The organism is Paenibacillus jilunlii (assembly GCF_900102965.1).
Classification (GTDB): domain Bacteria; phylum Bacillota; class Bacilli; order Paenibacillales; family Paenibacillaceae; genus Paenibacillus_AQ; species Paenibacillus_AQ jilunlii.
Genome location: NZ_FNGM01000002.1, coordinates 157,542 through 175,864 on the forward strand (window position 1 = coordinate 157,542; position 18,323 = coordinate 175,864).

16 protein-coding genes are annotated in these 18,323 nt (G+C 52.7%); 8 read left to right on the forward strand and 8 right to left on the reverse strand.

The window, feature by feature from the left end; translation table 11 throughout:
- Positions 1 to 68 precede the first annotated feature (68 nt).
- Positions 69 to 1,412 (reverse strand): aminotransferase-like domain-containing protein, encoded by a 1,344-nt coding sequence (locus tag BLQ82_RS05530; protein WP_062525067.1) that lies wholly within the window; start codon positions 1,410 to 1,412, stop codon positions 69 to 71.
- Positions 1,413 to 1,612: 200 nt separating this feature from the next.
- On the opposite strand from BLQ82_RS05530, the gene BLQ82_RS05535 reads away from it, so the two are divergent.
- Positions 1,613 to 2,566 carry a DMT family transporter gene (locus BLQ82_RS05535; protein WP_060862960.1) on the forward strand — a complete coding sequence of 318 codons (954 nt, stop codon included), beginning with the start codon at positions 1,613 to 1,615 and terminating at the stop codon, positions 2,564 to 2,566.
- A gap of 178 nt (positions 2,567 to 2,744) precedes the next feature.
- Here BLQ82_RS05535 and BLQ82_RS05540 read toward each other — a convergent pair whose 3' ends face one another.
- From BLQ82_RS05540 to BLQ82_RS05565, 6 genes are all read right to left on the reverse strand, one after another.
- Positions 2,745 to 3,614 carry a hypothetical protein gene (locus BLQ82_RS05540; RefSeq protein WP_062525066.1) on the reverse strand — a complete coding sequence of 290 codons (870 nt, stop codon included), beginning with the start codon at positions 3,612 to 3,614 and terminating at the stop codon, positions 2,745 to 2,747.
- Positions 3,615 to 3,753: 139 nt separating this feature from the next.
- Positions 3,754 to 4,929 carry a hypothetical protein gene (locus tag BLQ82_RS05545; RefSeq protein ID WP_062525061.1) on the reverse strand — a complete coding sequence of 392 codons (1,176 nt, stop codon included), beginning with the start codon at positions 4,927 to 4,929 and terminating at the stop codon, positions 3,754 to 3,756.
- Entirely contained in the window at positions 4,890 to 5,483 is a 594-nt protein-coding gene (locus tag BLQ82_RS05550) for an RNA polymerase sigma factor (RefSeq protein ID WP_341874825.1), read from the reverse strand. The genes BLQ82_RS05545 and BLQ82_RS05550 overlap by 40 nt, the downstream gene beginning before the upstream one ends.
- A gap of 827 nt (positions 5,484 to 6,310) precedes the next feature.
- On the reverse strand, positions 6,311 to 8,764 hold the full coding sequence (locus BLQ82_RS05555; RefSeq protein WP_074647904.1) for a heavy metal translocating P-type ATPase: 2,454 nt from the start codon (positions 8,762 to 8,764) through the stop codon (positions 6,311 to 6,313).
- Between the two features lie 112 nt (positions 8,765 to 8,876).
- Positions 8,877 to 9,077 (reverse strand): copper ion binding protein, encoded by a 201-nt coding sequence (locus BLQ82_RS05560; RefSeq protein WP_020427222.1) that lies wholly within the window; start codon positions 9,075 to 9,077, stop codon positions 8,877 to 8,879.
- A gap of 108 nt (positions 9,078 to 9,185) precedes the next feature.
- The gene (locus BLQ82_RS05565; protein ID WP_060865284.1) at positions 9,186 to 9,554 is read right to left on the reverse strand and encodes a metal-sensitive transcriptional regulator; all 369 of its coding nucleotides are present in this window, start codon (positions 9,552 to 9,554) and stop codon (positions 9,186 to 9,188) included.
- Between the two features lie 180 nt (positions 9,555 to 9,734).
- Between BLQ82_RS05565 and BLQ82_RS05570 the strand changes: the two genes are divergently transcribed.
- The 6 genes from BLQ82_RS05570 to BLQ82_RS33160 all read left to right on the forward strand — a co-directional run bounded on the left by BLQ82_RS05570 (position 9,735) and on the right by BLQ82_RS33160 (position 15,565).
- Positions 9,735 to 11,576, forward strand: coding sequence for a bifunctional diguanylate cyclase/phosphohydrolase (locus BLQ82_RS05570; RefSeq protein ID WP_062525054.1), 1,842 nt, complete (start codon positions 9,735 to 9,737; stop codon positions 11,574 to 11,576).
- 212 nt (positions 11,577 to 11,788) lie between these two features.
- Positions 11,789 to 13,309 (forward strand): MDR family MFS transporter, encoded by a 1,521-nt coding sequence (locus BLQ82_RS05575; protein ID WP_062525051.1) that lies wholly within the window; start codon positions 11,789 to 11,791, stop codon positions 13,307 to 13,309.
- Positions 13,310 to 13,314: 5 nt separating this feature from the next.
- Positions 13,315 to 13,875 carry a PadR family transcriptional regulator gene (locus BLQ82_RS05580; RefSeq protein WP_062525049.1) on the forward strand — a complete coding sequence of 187 codons (561 nt, stop codon included), beginning with the start codon at positions 13,315 to 13,317 and terminating at the stop codon, positions 13,873 to 13,875.
- Positions 13,876 to 14,067: 192 nt separating this feature from the next.
- Positions 14,068 to 14,280, forward strand: a complete 213-nt coding sequence (locus BLQ82_RS05590; RefSeq protein ID WP_062525046.1) for a hypothetical protein — start codon at positions 14,068 to 14,070, stop codon at positions 14,278 to 14,280.
- Between the two features lie 54 nt (positions 14,281 to 14,334).
- The gene (locus tag BLQ82_RS05595) at positions 14,335 to 15,372 is read left to right on the forward strand and encodes an aldo/keto reductase (RefSeq protein WP_425281126.1); all 1,038 of its coding nucleotides are present in this window, start codon (positions 14,335 to 14,337) and stop codon (positions 15,370 to 15,372) included.
- A 106-nt stretch (positions 15,373 to 15,478) separates the two neighbouring features.
- Positions 15,479 to 15,565 carry a hypothetical protein gene (locus tag BLQ82_RS33160; protein ID WP_425287524.1) on the forward strand — a complete coding sequence of 29 codons (87 nt, stop codon included), beginning with the start codon at positions 15,479 to 15,481 and terminating at the stop codon, positions 15,563 to 15,565.
- Positions 15,566 to 15,864: 299 nt separating this feature from the next.
- Here BLQ82_RS33160 and BLQ82_RS05600 read toward each other — a convergent pair whose 3' ends face one another.
- Positions 15,865 to 16,602, reverse strand: a complete 738-nt coding sequence (locus tag BLQ82_RS05600; protein WP_062525295.1) for an SDR family oxidoreductase — start codon at positions 16,600 to 16,602, stop codon at positions 15,865 to 15,867.
- Positions 16,603 to 16,874: 272 nt separating this feature from the next.
- On the opposite strand from BLQ82_RS05600, the gene BLQ82_RS05605 reads away from it, so the two are divergent.
- Positions 16,875 to 17,798 carry an AraC family transcriptional regulator gene (locus BLQ82_RS05605; protein WP_062525044.1) on the forward strand — a complete coding sequence of 308 codons (924 nt, stop codon included), beginning with the start codon at positions 16,875 to 16,877 and terminating at the stop codon, positions 17,796 to 17,798.
- The last annotated feature ends 525 nt before the right edge of the window (positions 17,799 to 18,323 follow it).

Here is an 18,323-nt window from a genome sequence, read left to right on the forward strand (position 1 = left end):
CTCTCTTTTTTCTGTTATAGGCATATTATGAACACAAAAAAGTGTTCAGACAACAGGAACAACCCGCTCTACCACCCGCTTCCCCGTGCCGCCTCCTGGACAATGGCCCTGACACCCTCATCAATCTGATCCAGCCGGGCGCGGGAAATGCTGATGCGCATGAACTTTTCCCGGTTCCGGTAACCGGATATATAGAATCCATTGCCGGACACGACGCTGATCTTCCGCTCCGCCAGCCGCTTGACCAGACGCTCCAGATTCACGGTTACCGGCAGCTTGAATTGCAGGTAAACACCCGAGCTGGCCGCAGACACCTCAATCAAGCCTTCCGTATTGTGCCGCGCAAGCGCCTCATATACCGCTTGAATTCTTTCTGCGTACATAGCTTTTATTTTGTGCCTATGGTGCCCGTACATGCCGTTCTTGATGTACACCTCAAGCGCTGCCTGGGATAACAATGAGGTGTCTGTGTATCCTTTATACGCCCGGAAGGTCTCCAGCAGCGGTTCCGGCACCACGGCCGCACCCAGCCTGAGACCTGGAAAAATGATTTTGGAGAAGCTTTTCAGATAAACGGTATGTGAAGTCTGGTCATACGCAACTATAGGGTCAAAACGCTGCTCGGCACCCAGATCGGCCATGTAATCATCCTCTACGATATACACATCGTATTTGCCGGCCAGTCCGGCAATGGCTTTCCGCTCCTCCGTGCTGTAAGAGGTTCCTAGCGGATTATGATACCTGGGCATGGTATAGAAAAATTTAAATCTGCCGCTTGCGAACCACGTCTCCAGCTCCCGCAGGTCAATCCCGGCTGCCGAACGGGCGATCCCGCTCACGGGCAGTCCCTCCGCCTCCAGATACCGGAGATAAATATCATAACCCGGCTGTTCAACCAGGATCTCCGTCCGGCCGTTAGGAAATGGCATTCTGGCCAGAATCTCCAGTGCCTGCTGGATGCCTGAAGTGATGATGATCCGCTCCACCTTGGCAAACACCTGGTACTCCGCCAGATGCGACACCAGCGTATGCCGCAGCGTATCCAGTCCCAGTGCATCACCATAGGTGAACAGGTGGTACTTGTACCGGTCAATCGCTTTGTTGAGGCAATGCTGGAAGTCCAAATACGGAAATACGTTCAGATCGGGCGAAGCTGAGGCAAAATCAACCGTCACGCTGCTCCCGGCAGGTCCCGGCTCTTCCGTCTTTTCCACCATGTAATAGCCGCTCTGCGGAATCGAATAAATCGCGTGTGTTCTCTCCAACTCTGCGTAAGCCCGCAGAATGGTGCTGACACTGCAACCGTAGAGTTCTGCGGCACTGCGCACGGAAGGCAGCTTTTGCCCCGGACTGTACTGTCCCTCCTTGATCCGCTTCTCCATCTCGGATAAGACCGAATGATACTTTCTCATAGCACGCCTCCCCTCGCCTTCATCACAGGATTGTGTTCATATTATCATTGTTCTTGTTCAATCATTATACAGGAATCACGAAACTGTACCGGTACAGTATCAGGAAACAGGTATTGTTGGGCTGCGGATTTCCCTTTAATTTTAAATAACAGATAAGACGTTTATACGATCCTGTCATGTTCACAAAGGGGGATGTACCTATGCAGCAACAAGGACTCAAGCTGGCTTATGCCTTTGCCGTGCTCAATGCGTTCATTATCGGATTCTCATTCTTGTTCACCAAAGTGGCACTCGGCCATGCCGGACCGCTCGATACACTAACCTACCGCTTCGCCGCCTCGTTTGCAGTGATGTCGGTCCCGGTCGCTCTCGGCTGGGTCAAAGTCTCCTACCGCGGCAAGCCGATTGGCCGGGCGCTGCTGCTGGCTGCAATGTACCCGCTCGGGTTCTTCACCCTTCAGGTATTTGGACTCCAGCACGCTACCTCTGCCGAGGGAGGGATACTGTATTCGTTTACTCCGGTCGTGACGATGATCATCGCCTCTATTTTCTTGAAGGAGACGACGACTCTGCTGCAAAAGCTATGTATTTTCCTGTCTGTATTCGGCGTTGTGTTTATCTTCGTTATGAAAGGGAGCAGCATTCAGCTGTCCAATATGACCGGGATTGTGCTGTTGTTCATGACCTGTCTGGCTTTTGCCGGGTACAGTGTGCTGGCCCGTTCGCTCTCCAGGCATTTCAGCCCCGCTGAGCTCAGCTACCTGATGATGGGGATTGGCTTCGCCACCTTCCTGATCATTTCGCTCACCGGACATACGGCCAGCGGAACTCTCGGCGATTTCCTAAGCCCGCTCAAGAGCGGCACCTTTATCCTGTCCGCTGTATACCTGGGGGTCATAGCATCCCTTGTTACTACCCTGACCTCAACCTATATCTTGTCCAAAATCGAAGCTTCCCTTATGAGTGTGTTCACCAATCTCTCGACCATCGTCTCCATTGCAGCCGGAGCCCTCTTTCTCGGGGAAGAGATCACAGTGTATCACTGGATCGGATCGTTCCTGATTATAGCAGGGGTAATTGGCACGAACTTGCTGGGCCGGAAAAAGGCAAAAGCCAGACCCGGTGCTGATCAGGCGGTGCCTTTAAGCAGGTGAGAAGCTGCTCCATCATGGAGTGCATACGCTCATGCAGAGCAGAAAAGCCTAAGTCCTGAAACTGGCGGACAGAAGTATGCCTGTTCAACAGCTCAAGGGTTTCAATCGTTGGTTTCCAAAAAAAGAGTTGTCCCGCATCCTTCCCGGCTGCGGAACAACTCTTTTTCGATAATGCGGGTTACGATTGCCCGGTGATGATCTGCTCTGCGAGTGATACCAGAGCTTCCTTGGTGATCTCCCCCCCAGTGGCAATGATGGTATAGCTTATCTTGGTTCCCGAGTCTATCCATTCCAGACGCTGCTCGCCCGGGCTGTTATTAATCACCGGAGAGCTGGCTGTCTTATACTTAAGCGCATCTCCGGCCTTGTAAGTCAGGTCCTGCCCCTCCACCGACAGCTTTTCCGGCTCGGCCAGGGATGGGACGTATTCTATACTGGGGTCCGGTGTCCCGGCAGGCTCGGCAGTGATGGACAGAAATGCCCCAGCCTGCTGCGAGCCGGGACTGCCCTGGTATGTCAGGTTGATACTCCAGCGTTTGTCGGTCATTTTTTTGACAAATACCGTTTTGCCGGAAGCTTTGCCCTCCTCTACAATCTGCTTGCTCAGCTTCTGTCCTTCAATTGACCAGGTCTGTGGTGTATACACACCCAGGTACGCAGTTTGGAATTGAAAGTCTTCAGGCGCCTGCTCCAGTTGCAGGAAAGGGGTCTTGAGCACTTGCGCCTTCTGTACATATTCCTGGTAATTATTAAAAGGCAGGCCGTACGCGAATGCCCGATAAGAAAATCCGCCAGGATTAACCTTTTTATCGTTCACATACACATAATATATTTCTCCGGGATTCTTCTTCTGAAGCTGAATCGCATCAACCTGGGCCTGGATCTTCTTAGTGGTCTCCTTGGTGCTTGCCACAGGGACAGCGGTCGCACCTTTGGCCGCAGACTTCGTTGTGGACTGGCTGGCGGCGGCTGCAGCGTGTGAACCGTAAGCGGAGCCTAACAGCAGCCCTAGGCTGGCCAGGGCAATGACTGGCTTGTGAAATTTCATCGTTTTTTCTCTCCTCCCGAGCGTAAGGCCCGTTCTAAAATAGGATAACGAGTTGTTTCTCGGCCGAGAGATACCTCTTTAGTACCCGTTACATACATATACAACAATTCATCTCTTGTAATCGGGACATCATGCGTCATTATTTTTTGTTTTTTAGCATGCTGGCTGCCACATTGATCAATTCCTGCTGGGACAGAGAGCTGTCCTTGCTGTCGGACAGGGAATAATAAGCACCCTGACCCTGTACCGAATCTAACCAGACCAATTGCTGTGTATAATCCTGGTCGCCCTCCGCCAACAGCTTCAAATAAATCATTTCTTTTCCTGCTACCACAACATTCTCGTACTTCTCCAAATCATTTGGGTTGAATTGGGCCAATCCCAGCCGATGAAGAGCCGTGGCCTGGATATTGATGCTCTGTCCTTCTGTGTTGGTGTATGACACTTTGACCGAGCTCGACCCGGCCGCACGGAATCTCTTCCATACCAGCTTATAGCCCTCTCCCAATTCTTTAGCCTTCATTACTGACATTTCTTCTTTTAGCCGGAAATACGCCTCGACTCCGCTTTTAGACTTGTCTCCGGAAGTAGTTTTGGACGGATTGGCCAGCAGCAGGGCAATATCCGTTTCAGGAAAAATCTCTCCACCGCTGAATGCATAACCTTTGGGTACATATGTGGGTTCGGGAAGTAACGGAGCCCCCAATTCCGTCTGGTTGGCTCTGAAGTCAGAGTAACTGTCATAATGGAGCGGATTTACGGCACTTCCGGTTGAAGGATTAGCGGATAAATCCTTACCGACCAGAAAAATCCCCATTTCTCCCGGCAACAGCTGCTGTTCCACCCACTTTTCGGCCTCCTGATATTTCCGGGTTTTCACATCCTCTTCCGGCTGAACTACCCCCGGCTGCACCGGCGTCTCCTTCAGCTGAATGCGAAATTGGGTAACCGGGTCTTCAATCTCTTCATAATCCTTCACGGCATAAGGAATATCTGCCGTCTGATTGTGAATATCAGCATACCAGTAATATGTGACTCCCAAGATAAGTACGGCCAGCAGCGAGGTGGACGCTGCCAGTATTTTCCCGTAGGATGCCGGTCTTTTGTGGGCGGCGCTGGCCGGGGATTCATTCACGCGCTGCATCATCTCGGGGAAGTCCCGGGCGTCCGGAGGAACTGCATCAGCCGCGCCGTTTCCATATTTCTCTGTGATGATGTTCATCACCCGTTGCCGGACATCAATAGCTTTGACATCACTTGATGCATCGTAGCTTCTCAGTTTTTGTTCTTCTGCAGTGTGCTGGCTTTTGTGCATTCTCCTTCCTCCTTTTCTGATAACTCCATGAATGCTTTCAGCTTGTGCCTGATCCGCCCGTACTTTTTCTTGACCGCTTCCATATTCTTGCCCAGAATCTCACCGATTTCCTCAAAGGATTTGTCCTCAAAAATACGCAGAATCAGCAAATTCCGCTCTTCCACCGTTAGCATTTCAAGTGCCGAGGCGAGCGGTTCACTGAACATGGTGTCCTCTGCTGCCCGTTCGGCGCTCTCTGCCGCAACCTCCCGGCCAAACAGGCGGCTGACCTGCTGCTGCAGCTTGCGCCTGCGCAGCAGATTCAGACAATGGTTATAGGCAATTTTGTACAGCCAAGAGGTGAAGCTTCCCTTGGGCTGATAATACCTGACCTTTTCGAACACCTTAAGCATGATATCCTGCACCGCATCCTCGGCTTCTTCCCGGTTGCTTAACAACCGCAGGCAATACTTATAAATCCGGTTCTGATAAGTATCGATAATATCCGCAAATATGTAGACCTCGCCCGCTTGTATCCTTGCGATTTTCGATTCAATGCTCTCTATGGAATTCACGGATTCCCTCCTTCCACCCCTTCACCAGATATAACACGTAAGCTCCTGAAATCGGGACATGGATAGAGCCTAACCTTCATATTCTCTGGAGTGCATGGATATTCAGAACAAAACGGCTACGTTGTCCTAACAAGGTTGGTACCCGGTTTAGCGAGAAATAGAAGTATTTAGAGCGTAAAGCAAAATAAATTATATTTGAACAAAATCACCCTGGCGGGTAAATAAAGGTCCTGAAAGTTACGAAATCCGCATTGTTGTATAACATGCAGGATTTTCGTCCATTTGGTGAAGCCGCGCCCACATTGTTGTACAATTTACAAGATTTTTGTCCGTTTAGCGTACTTAGGACACAGATTGTTGTATATCGTATAAGATGTCCACCCATTCTGCCTGCTTAAGACACACTTTGTTGTGTTCCGTGCAAGATAACTAACTTGCTCGAACACCCTGTTCTCCGCAGGTTAAGTGGAAAAAGGGTAACTAATTTAGCACATTTCGCCCCTAATCAGGTAATATAGCCTAATTAAGTTCCTTTTTTCCACTTAAATCTCATAATTGTTGATTTCCGGGAGAAATAAGTTCCCTTTTTCCAACTAGCACTAGGCTCCATCGAACGATATAACGGCTCCTGAGTCCATAGCCGTTGAAAAAACAAGGTTTTTGGAAAATTAAGGAATCCCCAGTCCGCTGGTGGAGCCCAATCCTCCAGCATCGCTTATAGCCTCTGAGGCTTCCAAGATATCCGCATTTTTTGACACTGTATAATTTCCTAATCTATAAAAAAAGCCAAGCTCCGTAAAACAGGAGACTTGGCGTGCATAATCCAATTACAGCTTCACCCGCTGCAGCCGCAGCGCGTTCAGGACTACAGAGACAGAGCTGAAGGCCATGGCTGCCCCGGCCAGCCATGGGGCCAGGAAACCCAGAGCGGCGATCGGGATGCCAATCGTATTGTAGGCAAGCGCCCAGAACAGATTCTGCTTGATATTCCGCATCGTTCTGCGGCTCATCATGACCGCATCAGGGATGCTCATGAGATCGCCGCGCATCAGCGTGATGTCCGCCGCTTCCATCGCGACGTCGGTACCGGTGCCGATGGCCATCCCGGTATCTGCTATCGCCAGGGCAGGCGCATCGTTGATGCCGTCGCCGACCATGGCTACCTTGACGCCGCTGCTCTGCAGCCTGCGGATCTCCGCAGCCTTGCCTTCCGGCAGCACCTCGGCCAGCACTTTACGGATACCGGCCTGCTCCGCAATGGCCTGGGCGGTGATCTGGTTGTCTCCAGTAATCATCACCACTTCAATGCCCATGTCATGCAGCTTGGCTACCGCTGCCCGCGAGGTTTCCTTGATGGTGTCGGCAACCGCTACTACCCCGGCGATCACGCCTTCCACGGACACAAGCATCGCAGTCTTGCCTTCCTTTTCCAGCTTCGTCATGAGGGGCGCCCATGGTCCAGGCTCCGCGCCGCCTTCCTCCATCATCCTGCGGGTGCCTACGCTTACGGTCTGTCCGCCGACAACTGCGGTAATCCCGCGGCCCGGCACAGCCTTGAACTCCCCGGCTTCCGGCAGTTCAAGGCCTCTGGCGGCAGCACCAGCGACAATCGCATCAGCCAGCGGATGCTCCGAGAGCTTCTCCGCAGCCGCCGTAAGGGCCAGCAGGCTGTTCTCGGCGGTTTCTCTGCCATGCGCTGCAATGCCGGTGGTCGTCAGAATATCCGTCAGCACCGGCTTGCCGCTCGTAACGGTACCTGTTTTATCCAGCACGACCACCTGAATCCCCTGCGCCGCTTCCAGATGCTCTCCGCCCTTGAACAAAATGCCGAACTCCGCCGCACGCCCCGATCCGGCCATAATCGAGGTCGGCGTAGCCAGACCGAGCGCGCATGGGCAGGCAATAACCAGCACGGCAATAGCATTCTCCAGCGCCTCGGCGAACTGGCCGGGAGCGCCCCAGATGAACCAGATCACAAAGGTCACAGCGGCAATCCCCACAACAATCGGCACAAAAATGCCGGAAATCACATCGGCGATCCGCTGAATCGGCGCTTTGGAGCCCTGGGCCTCCTCAACGACTCTAATGATCTGTGCAAGCGCGGTATCCCGGCCTACCTTGCGCGCTTTGATCCGCAGCATGCCGTTTTTGTTCAATGTCCCCCCGATTACAGAGTCCCCCGGTTTTTTCTCCACCGGAATGCTCTCTCCGGTCAGCATGGATTCATCCACGGAGGACAGCCCTTCGACAACCTCCCCATCGACGGGGACCTTCGTTCCCGGCTTCACCAGCACGATGTCGCCCGGAATGACTTCCTCTACCGGGATGCTGAGCTCGGCACCATCACGAACGACCAGCGCGGTCTTGGCCTGCAAGCCCATCAGGCTGCGGATGGCATCGGAGGAACGGCCTTTCGCTAGGGCTTCGGACCATTTGCCGACCAGAATCAGTGTAATCAGAACGGCGCTGGTCTCATAATACATGTCAACTGTATGACTCATTCCACTCATGCTCAAAGAGTCTATGGTCAGATACAGACTGTAGAAATAGGCTGCTGAGGTGCCAAGCACCACCAGGACGTCCATGTTGGCGCTGCCGTTTCTCACCGCTTTATAGGCGCCGACATAGAATTGCCAGCCGATAATGAACTGCACCGGTGTAGCCAGTGCCAGCTGAAACCACGGGTTCATCAGCAGCTCCGGCGTCCAGATCCATTCCGTAAAGGAGAAATGGCCCGCCATCGCCCAGAGCAGCGGAAACGAGAGGATCGCTGAAATTATCCATTTGTTCCGTTTGTGCCGGATCTCCTGCCCTCGCTGATCGGCTTGCTCCTTGCGGTCCTGCTTCAGCGTTGCCTTATAGCCGATACTGCTGACCTTCTCCATAATCTCGGACACGCCAATGCTCCCTGGCGCGTACTCCACATGCGCCGTTTCCAGCGCCAGATTCACATTCACTGCCGCAATGCCGGGTGTGCGCCCCAGCACCTTCTCAATCCTTGCAGAACAAGCCGCACAGGTCATACCCGAAATATCAAAATCCGCCGATTCCTTGCGGGTATCATAGCCCAGCGAACGGATCTTCTCCTCGATCTGCGGCACGCCTGCAACAGCAGGGTCATAGCCGACGGTCGCCTGCTCCAGCGCCAGATTTACATTGGCCTTCGACACGCCCTCCATGCGGGAGAGCCCTTTTTCAATCCGTGCCGCGCAAGCAGAACAGGTCATCCCTGTAATCTGCAGAGTAGTCTGCTGCAGCGGGGTTTCCGCTGTCTTTTCCATACCCTCCACCTCCATACCCCCTTGGGGTATAATATTTTGTAAAAGAAAGGGCATTGGCGCCTCTGAAATCACAAGGATTCCCCGCTCCAAGCCCTTATATGCGCAGTTCCAGTTAGACTACGTCGTAGCCCTGATCTTCAATGGCCGCTTTGATCGTGCTGAGGCTCACTTTGTTCTCATCATAATCCACAGCTACCGTCTTGGCCTGCAGGTCCACCTTCGCTGCGGCACCCACACCGCTTACCGCCTTCTCAACCGCACTGACACAATGACCGCAGGACATTCCTTCTACATTCAATGTTACATTAGACATTTATGAACCCTCCTAAAAGTTTTATGAAGCAATACTGCTTGAACTGTCTGCGCAATAAAACCCGCTTCAGAAGCATCTCCTTAAGTTTACCAGCCTAGCTTCCTTACCTTATTTCATCAGCTTGTTGACCGTGACCAGCAGCTCGTCGATTACTTCATGCTCCCCGGCTTCGATCCGCTCAATAATACAGCTCTTCATGTGCCCTTCCAGCAGCAGCTTGCCGACACTGTTCAGGGCTGCCTGGACTGCCGCCAGCTGGTTGAGCACATCATCGCAGTAGGTATCGCGCTCGATCATCCCCTTAATGCCGCGGATCTGGCCTTCAATCCGGTTGAGCCGGGTGGTAAGCCCGCTCTTGAATTCCGCTGAATGGTGACTTTTGCGTACGCCGGGAGCAGAGGTATGACAATCGTCTCCGCAGGAATGCCCCGCGTGCTCTTTCTCATTGGTAGACACAGGAATCAGCCTCCTCAACATCAATATAATATACCCCCCATGGGTATGTCAATACTTTCGTTCTCTTTTCCGCACTTCCCGAACATCGGCTACATTTGTCATGTTTTAGCAGGAATTTCTTTTCAGAAAGCGAATGTATACCTTCAAGGCTCCTTTGAACCCGGCATACGACTCAATTACAAACGCAGAGGAGGGGCAGCGTTGTTCCGACGGATAAACAGCAGCTTCTTGCACAACAGGGGACACTTGTACTCCTTAATCATATGCTTAATCGGGCTAGGCTTGTTTGTTATTTACAGTAATGGTTCGTTTCTGCATTTCTCATCTTCCGCCTGGGGCTGGATTACCGCCATGGCGGGAGCGGCCGTGATCCTGACCGTCTTCACCTTTCAGCTTCCTCCACAAGGAAACGGATTGTCACTTGACTCCTCCGTTTATTTAGCCTGCATTTTTATTTTTGGCCTCCCCTTTACCCTTATGGTACTGCTGCTTAGCTCCCTGGTGCTGCTGTTCCTGGAATGGGGCAGTACGGTGTGGTGGAAGCACATCAATAATTTTGCCGTCTATTGCATCATGGTTGCTTCTGCTTCGTCTGCCTTCACCGCGCTGGGGGGTGTGCAGGGACCGCTGCTCAGCAGCCGCCTGGAAGCTTATGTAAGCGCTATGGCTGTATATTTTATTCTCAACACACTGCTGATCGGCTTCTATTATTACGTTGTTTTCCACAAAAATCTGTACAATACCCTCAAAGGAATGCTTACTGACACCATCCTCGCCTATGCCTGTACGCTGGTGCTGTCGCTGGTCTTGACGATTCTGCTGTACCACAACCACATGGTTGGCCTGGGACTGTTCCTGTGCCTCAGCATTCTCATTTCCTATTCCTTTAGACGGCTGTTCAGCATGTACCGTGACATTGAGGAACGCTCCAACCGTGACCCGCGAACGGGGCTGTTTAACCATAGTTATTTTGAGCATGCGCTGGAGGAGGAGATGGGCAGCTCGAAGATCAGCGGCACCGCCCTCTCCCTGGCAATGATCGATATCGATGATTTCAAAAAGTACAATGATCACTTCGGCCATCTCAAGGGCGACGGGCTGATCGTTTTTTTGGCGGAGCTGCTGAAGAGGGAGACGAAGAACACGAACATTATTGTGTCCCGCTACGGCGGGGAAGAATTCACACTGCTGATGCCGGGCTACGATGCTGCAGCGGCCAGAAATTTCATCGAGTCCCTGCGCAAAACCCTTAACCATTCCCGTTTTGAAGGGAGTGAAATTTTTCCCCAGGGCTGTCTGGCCTTCTCTGCCGGCATCGCCGCGTACCAGCCGGATGTCCATTTCAAATCAGAGCTTGTGGACCATGCCGACCAGGCGCTCTATTATGCCAAAAAACAAGGCAAAAACCTCGTTCATACCTATGGCAGCCAGTCGCTGCAGGAGCGGGATGTTGATTTCAGCCAGGATGTCCGCGATATTGAGCAGCAGCTGAACCTGTTTATGTACAAGGATCTGGAAACCTTCAAGCATTCCAAACGCGTCTTCCGCTATGCGATGGACATCAGCGAGCTGCTGAATCTGGACACCCTCTCCAAAAGACAGTTTACCCTTGGCGCACTCATTCATGACATCGGCAAGCTGGAGATTCCCTGGGGGATTCTGAATAAAAAGGACAAGCTGTCGCTGGAGGAATGGGAAATGGTCAAATGGCATGTCATCTGGGGCAAGGAAATGGCGCTGACCAACGAAAAATTCAGAGATTTGGCCCCCTATATCGAGCTGCATCACGAACGCTATGACGGCAAAGGTTATCCCTATGGCTTCAAAGGCGAAGAAATCCCCCGGTTATGCCGCATGCTGACCATTATCGACTCCTTCGACGCGATGACCACCGAACGTCCCTATCAGCCGACCAAATCGTTCAAAGAAGCCATTGTTGAGCTTCGTGCCTGTGCCGGAAGCCAGTTCGACCCTGAGCTAACCGAACTTTTCATCCGATATATTGAAAGAAAAGAGGTGTGCGGGAGCGAAACGGCAATCTAGGAGAAGCGGTTATGATTCCGCCGCATTATTGGAATACTTAGTTCTACTGCCGTTCTTCCCTATGGGCGGCGGTTTTTTGTGTTTTCCTCTGATTGACAGTCATCTGGACAGCAGAAAATCTGTTAAATTTTTTAGAAAATAATGCTTGCCACCCTATTCAAATTTGACTATAATGAGGCTCACGAAACTTTTTCAGAAGGAGTCTGCAAAGCATGCATAGTAAAGAAAGTAACCTTAAGCTTGTAGTTGTCGGCCTGCTGCTGGGTATCCTTATGTCCGCTATGGACAATACCATTGTAGCTTCAGCTATGGGCACCATCGTTTCCGATCTGGGCGGACTCGATAAAATCGTCTGGGTGACCTCGGCCTATATGGTCATGGTAATGGCCGGAACGCCAATCTTCGGCAAGCTGTCCGATATGTATGGCCGGAAGCGGTTTTTTATCTTTGGCCTGATTGTATTCCTGGTTGGCTCCGCCCTGTGCGGAACGGCAGCCAGCATCACCCAGCTCAGTATCTACCGGGCGATTCAAGGGATTGGCGGAGGCGCGCTTATGCCGATTGCCTTCACCATTATGTTCGATATCTATCCCCCGGAAAAAAGAGGCAAGCTGACCGGACTCTTCGGCGCCGTCTTTGGTATTTCCAGCGTGTTAGGTCCTCTTCTCGGCGCTTACATTACCGACTATATTGGCTGGCAGTGGGTGTTCTATATCAACCTGCCCATTGGCGTTGTCGCATTTATTCTGATCACCCTGTCCTACAAGGAATCCGTCTCCCACGCCAAGCAGCGCATTGACTGGGGCGGCGCCTTCACGCTGGTGGGGGCAGTGATCTGCCTGATGTTTGCCCTGGAGCTGGGCGGCAATCAATATGCCTGGGATTCAGCGCAAATTCTCGGCTTGTTCGGCGGCTTTGCCGTGCTGCTGATTGCGTTCCTGTTCATTGAACGGGTGGCGCCTGAGGCGGTCATTTCCTTTGCCATGTTCCGCAACCGGCTGTTCGCCACCAGCAGTATCCTGGGGCTGTTCTATGGCTCTGCTTTTATTGTTGCCACAGTTTACATCCCGATTTACGTGCAGGGGGTATACGGCGGCTCCGCGACCAACTCAGGTCTTGTTCTCATGCCCATGATGATCGGGTCGGTCATCGGCAGCCAGACCGGAGGACTGCTGACCACCAAGACCAGCTTCCGCAACATCATGCTGCTGTCGGCTGTCTGCTTTGTGGCCGGGGTATTCTCCTTGAGCACGCTGGCCCCGGATACCTCCCGGCTGATGCTGAATATGTTCATGGCGCTGACGGGCTTTGGCGTAGGCTTCTCCTTCTCCGTGCTCAGCATGTCCTCGATCCATCATTTCGACATGCGCCAGCGCGGCTCCGCCACTTCGACCAGCACCTTCATGCGGTCGCTGGGCATGACGCTAGGCATTACGATCTTTGGCATTATTCAGCGCAACAGCTTCACGAATGGGCTAAGCGAAGCCTTCGGCGCAGGTGCCGAAACCTCGTCGTTCGGTGATCCGCGCGCGGCCCTGACTCCTGAAGCCAGAGCCCAGATTCCGGCTCCCGTGCTGGAGAAAATCACCGATGCGCTGTCCGGCTCGATTGCCCATACCTTTTTGTGGGCGCTGGTTCCCGCTGTGCTGGGATTTGTGTTTGTCCTTCTGATGCCGGGCGACCGTCTTACCGATCACAGCAAAAAACAGCAGCCGGCCGGTGGGCAGAGGTAACCGCCATGTCCATGAAAATGGTAATTCTCGGCCTGCTGCTGGAACGGAATATGCATCCATATGAGATTAAGCTGGTGATGAAGGAACGCGCCATGGACCAGATGATGAAGCTGCAAATGGGGTCTTTATACTATGCCGTGGACAAGCTGGCCGGGGAAGGTCACATTGAAGCCGTTGAGGTCATCCACAGCAGCGACCGGCCGGACAAGACCATCTACCGCATTACCGATAAAGGCAAAGCCCTGTTCGAGCAGCTGATTCTGCAGCAGATCAAAAAAAACGATATCTTCTACCATCCGCTCTACACCGCGCTTGCGTTCTCGCACCATATCGACCAGAGCAAGGTGGAGAAGCTGCTGGAGGAACGGATTCGTGAAACGGAGCATCGGGTGAACTATGCCTATCAGGTGTATGAGGAGCATATTGCCATTGTTCCACGCTCGGTGCTGCATGCGATGTACGGCAGATACGAGCATAGTCTAACCGAGCTGAAATGGCTGAAGCGCTTCTATGCGGATATAACCGAACGGAAGCTTAAGGATGCCGGCACACCGCTTGATCTGTGAGCATGCCTACAATACCCCTGCCACAACCTTCATTGAAGCGGCCTTTCCGGGTGAAGTCTGGATAACATCGTTTTACACTGGAGAAAATATATTCTTAAGTTTGGAAAGAGGCCACAGCGGCCTCTTTCCTGTTTACAGGGGAGGAAATCCGTTTATTAATGAGCAAACTGCCAGAAAGCGAGGAGAAGACGCATGAACAAAGACAACAAGCTCCAAGGAGACAAGCGGGACCATCCCGAGCAATATCCCACTGAGAATCCCAGTCTGTTCGATCTGGATGAAAGTGAACGGAATGTTGATCCTATCCCGGTGGAGGATTTGAACCTGGAGAAGCAAGAGGAGAAGGACAAGGAAGGCACCAAACACCGCTCCTCCAGTGACAGGAAGTACCATACCGGATTCTGAAGATGTACAATACTCTATGAATTGCAATTTAGCCGTCACGGAGGGATCATCTTGCTGAAAACGCTGCCACTAAACAAACGCGGCATCCCCGCCAGCCGCATTGCCCTCGGATGCATGGGACTTGGCGGGGGCTGGGACCACGAACCGGTTACAGCAGAAAATGTGAAGCAGGGCCATGAGGCGGTGGAAGCCGCACTGGACATCGGCATTAACTTTTTTGACCATGCCGATATCTACACCCGCGGGAAAGCCGAGAAGGTATTCGGACAGATTTTCAGGGAGCGTCCGGGTCTGCGGGAAGAGATCATTCTGCAGTCCAAATGCGGAATCAAGCTAATGGAGCCGGGCGACCGCTCCAATGTGTTCGACTTTTCCAAGGAACATATCCTGAGCAGTGTCGACGGAACCCTCACCCGCCTGGGAACGGAGTATATCGATATTCTGCTGCTGCACCGGCCCGATCCGCTGATGGACCCCGAGGAAGTCGCCGAGGCACTGCACCAGCTCAAAGCGGCGGGAAAGGTGCGCCATTTCGGCGTCTCCAATATGAGTGCGGCCCAGATCAAGCTGCTTCAGGTCTATTGCGATGAACCCTTCATCGTTAACCAGCTGCATATGAGCCTGGCCAAAATCAGCTGGGTCGATGCCGTAATCAGTGTCAACCGGGAGCCTTGGAAGGATATCACCTTCCCGGAGGGCACCATCGAACACTGCCGGGCAGAGAACATTCAGCTTCAGGCCTGGGGGCCGCTGGCCCAGGGAATATTCAGCGGACGCCCTCTGGATGGGCAGCCGGAGAATATCGTCAATACAGCCGCCATGGTCAAGACGCTGGCGGAGGAGAAGAACACTACGCCCGAGGCGATTGTCCTCTCCTGGCTGATGAGCCATCCGGCTGCAATCCAGCCGGTGATTGGCACGGTGAATCCTGGGCGGATCGCCGCTTGCAGGGATGCCGATAAGCTGGAGCTGTCCCGCAGGGAATGGTACGACCTGTACGTCAGCTCGCGCGGCGGCCAAGCGGCTGCGCCGTTCCCACTGGACAGCGCAGCCGTGTTGGATTATAGATTCAGGCGGCTTAGCCACCTGTAATCATGCCTTATCAGACGATCTCTTCCTTTGCCCAGTCCGCCCAGTCCCCCCAATCCTCCCAGTTCCCCCAGTTCTCCCAGTTCCCACAGTTCCCCCCTGTTAGGCTCTGCAGCAGGCCCAAGTGGAAAAAGTAAACCTAATTTCCCCCTCATCTTGCTTCCCCGCAAGTGCTAGGTGGAAAAAGGATAACTAATTCAGCAGTTTGCCCCCTTACCACCGAATTCGCTTAAATTAACTCTACTTTTTCCCACTATTCTCTCCTGGGGAAGCCTTTTCGTCCCCTGAAGTGGATTTATTCCACTTCAATCTGTCACGGCTCCCGTCCCGTGAGCCTAAGCTTGCACGCTCCGAATTGCCGCTCCCTTCTGCCCAGGAGAATTCACAGCATAGGGGCGGTCGTGTTAACAGGGGCTTCTTTTTTCTAAATACAACTTAGCATAATAGGTTTGGTCTTTTTCTAATACCTGCTCTATTGTGCCAGTTAGCGCCCGCTTATCCCTGGGCCGTGGGACGAATAATAACCTCGCTCACATCAACGCCCTCCGGCTGTTCAATGGCATAAGCGATAGCACGGGCAATCGCATCCGCCGGCATCGCGATCTCATCCCGGGACTCTTCAAGCTTGGCCTTGATTTCCGGGTTTGTCATGGATTCCGCGAAGTTCGTCCGGGTCATGCCCGGCGAAATAATGGTCACGCGCAGCTTATCGCCAGCCTCCTGGCGCAGCCCTTCAGAGATGGCGCGCACAGCAAACTTCGTTCCGGCATACACGGCCATGTTCGGCACAATGCGAAATGCTGCGGTAGAAGCCGTGTTGACGAAATGCCCGAACCCCTGCTTACGGAACACTGGCAGCGCAGCCGCAATTCCGTACAGTACACCTTTTACATTGATATCGATCATATCCTCCCAATCCTGAACGCGCAGCTCATCAAGGGGAGATATCGGCATCACGCCGGCATTGTTGATTAGAACATCAAGCTTGCCGTACCGCTCACAGGCCAGGTTAACTAGACCCAGCACGTCATCACGGCGTCTCACATCTGTAACTGCATATGCAGCTTCACCGCCTGAATCCGCGATGCGGGCCGCCAGCGCCTCTAAGCGTCCGGCTCCACGCGCTCCCAGCACAACCTTCGCTCCCCGCTCTGCGAGAAGGAGCGCTGCTGCCTCGCCGATCCCACTGCTTGCCCCCGTAATCGCTATAACCTTGCCTTCGATTCCTGACATTAGATTTTTTTCTCCCTTCTCTGAGATCTGTCCGTTCTGCCCATTCATGCTTCCTGGTGAACCCGCTGCATTTCCTGCGCTACCTTCCAGCTTCATATTCCAATCCCTCTTTCGCTTGCTTATTAACCACAGTCTGCGCTGCGGCTTCCTGTCCATTATGGGGATTTTTTATGGGCCGGAGGTAGATCATTCATGTTTAATCCTTGCCTAATCCTGCCCCTGGTGGTTACACTGTGATCATCTGACTGTACGGAATGGAGGAACACAGAACCATGAGCCTATCCATCATCAACCCTTCGATTTCAGAGTATCAGCATGAACTGGCGTTACGGATTCAACGTCACACACCTTCAGATGGTGTACATCCTTCGGCGGTGCCTTCACTTTTTTTCAGACGCTCCTCTTATATGCTGGAGCCAAGGCATTCCATTAACGTTCCCTCCCTATGCATTATCGTGCAAGGCTCCAAGACAGCCACCGTAGGCACTGAAAGCTATACCTATGATCCGGCCAGCTATCTGGTCACTCCTGTTCATCTGCCCGTTATCGGTAAAATCACGGAGGCATCGCCGCAGGTGCCTTACCTCAGCCTTCAGTTGAATTTCACCCCGGAGATCATTCTGGATATCGTCAAAGGGAACCCGCCGCAATGGGATGGAACAACAGGCCGCGGGATTATCGTGAGCAAGTCGACTCCTCCGCTGCTGGATGCCGTTCTCCGGCTGGTCAAACTTGAGGATACTCCCGGAGATATTCCAATCCTCGCACCGTTGATCACCCGTGAGGTCCTTTATAGAGTGCTGCAAGGCGAGCAGGGGGCGTCCATCACACAGTTTGCTTTTATCGGCAGCCATGCCTACCGCATCTCTGAGGCGATCCAGTTGATCAACCGCGACTATGCCAAGCCGCTTCTGATTGAAGAACTAGCCAAGGAGGTCAACCTGAGCCCCTCAGCCCTGCACAAGCATTTCAAAAAGGTCACCGCCATGAGCCCGCTCCAGTATCAAAAGGCTATACGGCTGCAAGTCGCACGACGTTTGCTGCTCACAGAATTTTTGGACGCGGCTGACGCAGGTTACCGCGTCGGTTACGAGAGCCCCTCCCAGTTCAGCCGGGAATACGCACGCATGTTCGGACTCCCGCCCATCAGCGACGTTAAGCACATGCGCGACTCCATCAATGATCCGGTTACCTAAACCGGCTTATCTTGCCATCCGGGCCAGTGCTGGCACCAATCAAAGGTACTTTTACCTTTGATTCCGCCCCCTTGGCCCACTTCTGGTGAAATCAAAGGTACTTTTACCTCTCATTTGGCCCTGTCACCCACTTTTGGCTCAATCAAAGGTACTTTTACCTCTCATTTGGCCCTGTCGCTGACTTCCGGCCAAATCAAAGGTACTTTTACTTCTCATTCGGCCCTGACGCCCACTTCCGGCTAAATCAAAGGTACTTTTACCTCTCATTCGGCCCTGACGCCTTTGGCAACTGCCTAACCCTGAACCTACTCCTCATCCAGCACCCCACGTATGTTCCTCATCAGACAGAATAGCTCGCCCCTCCACGTTCTTTATTAAGAACATTTTGCAAAAAACAGCGATAAAAGCAGCTATCCGCAGATTATCAATGATATACGATCTTTATTGCGAACATATAAACGAAATTAGCATTTTTCTTTTCTCTGGCCGGCAGTGTATGATTTCCTTACGAAGTCGTTCTTAATT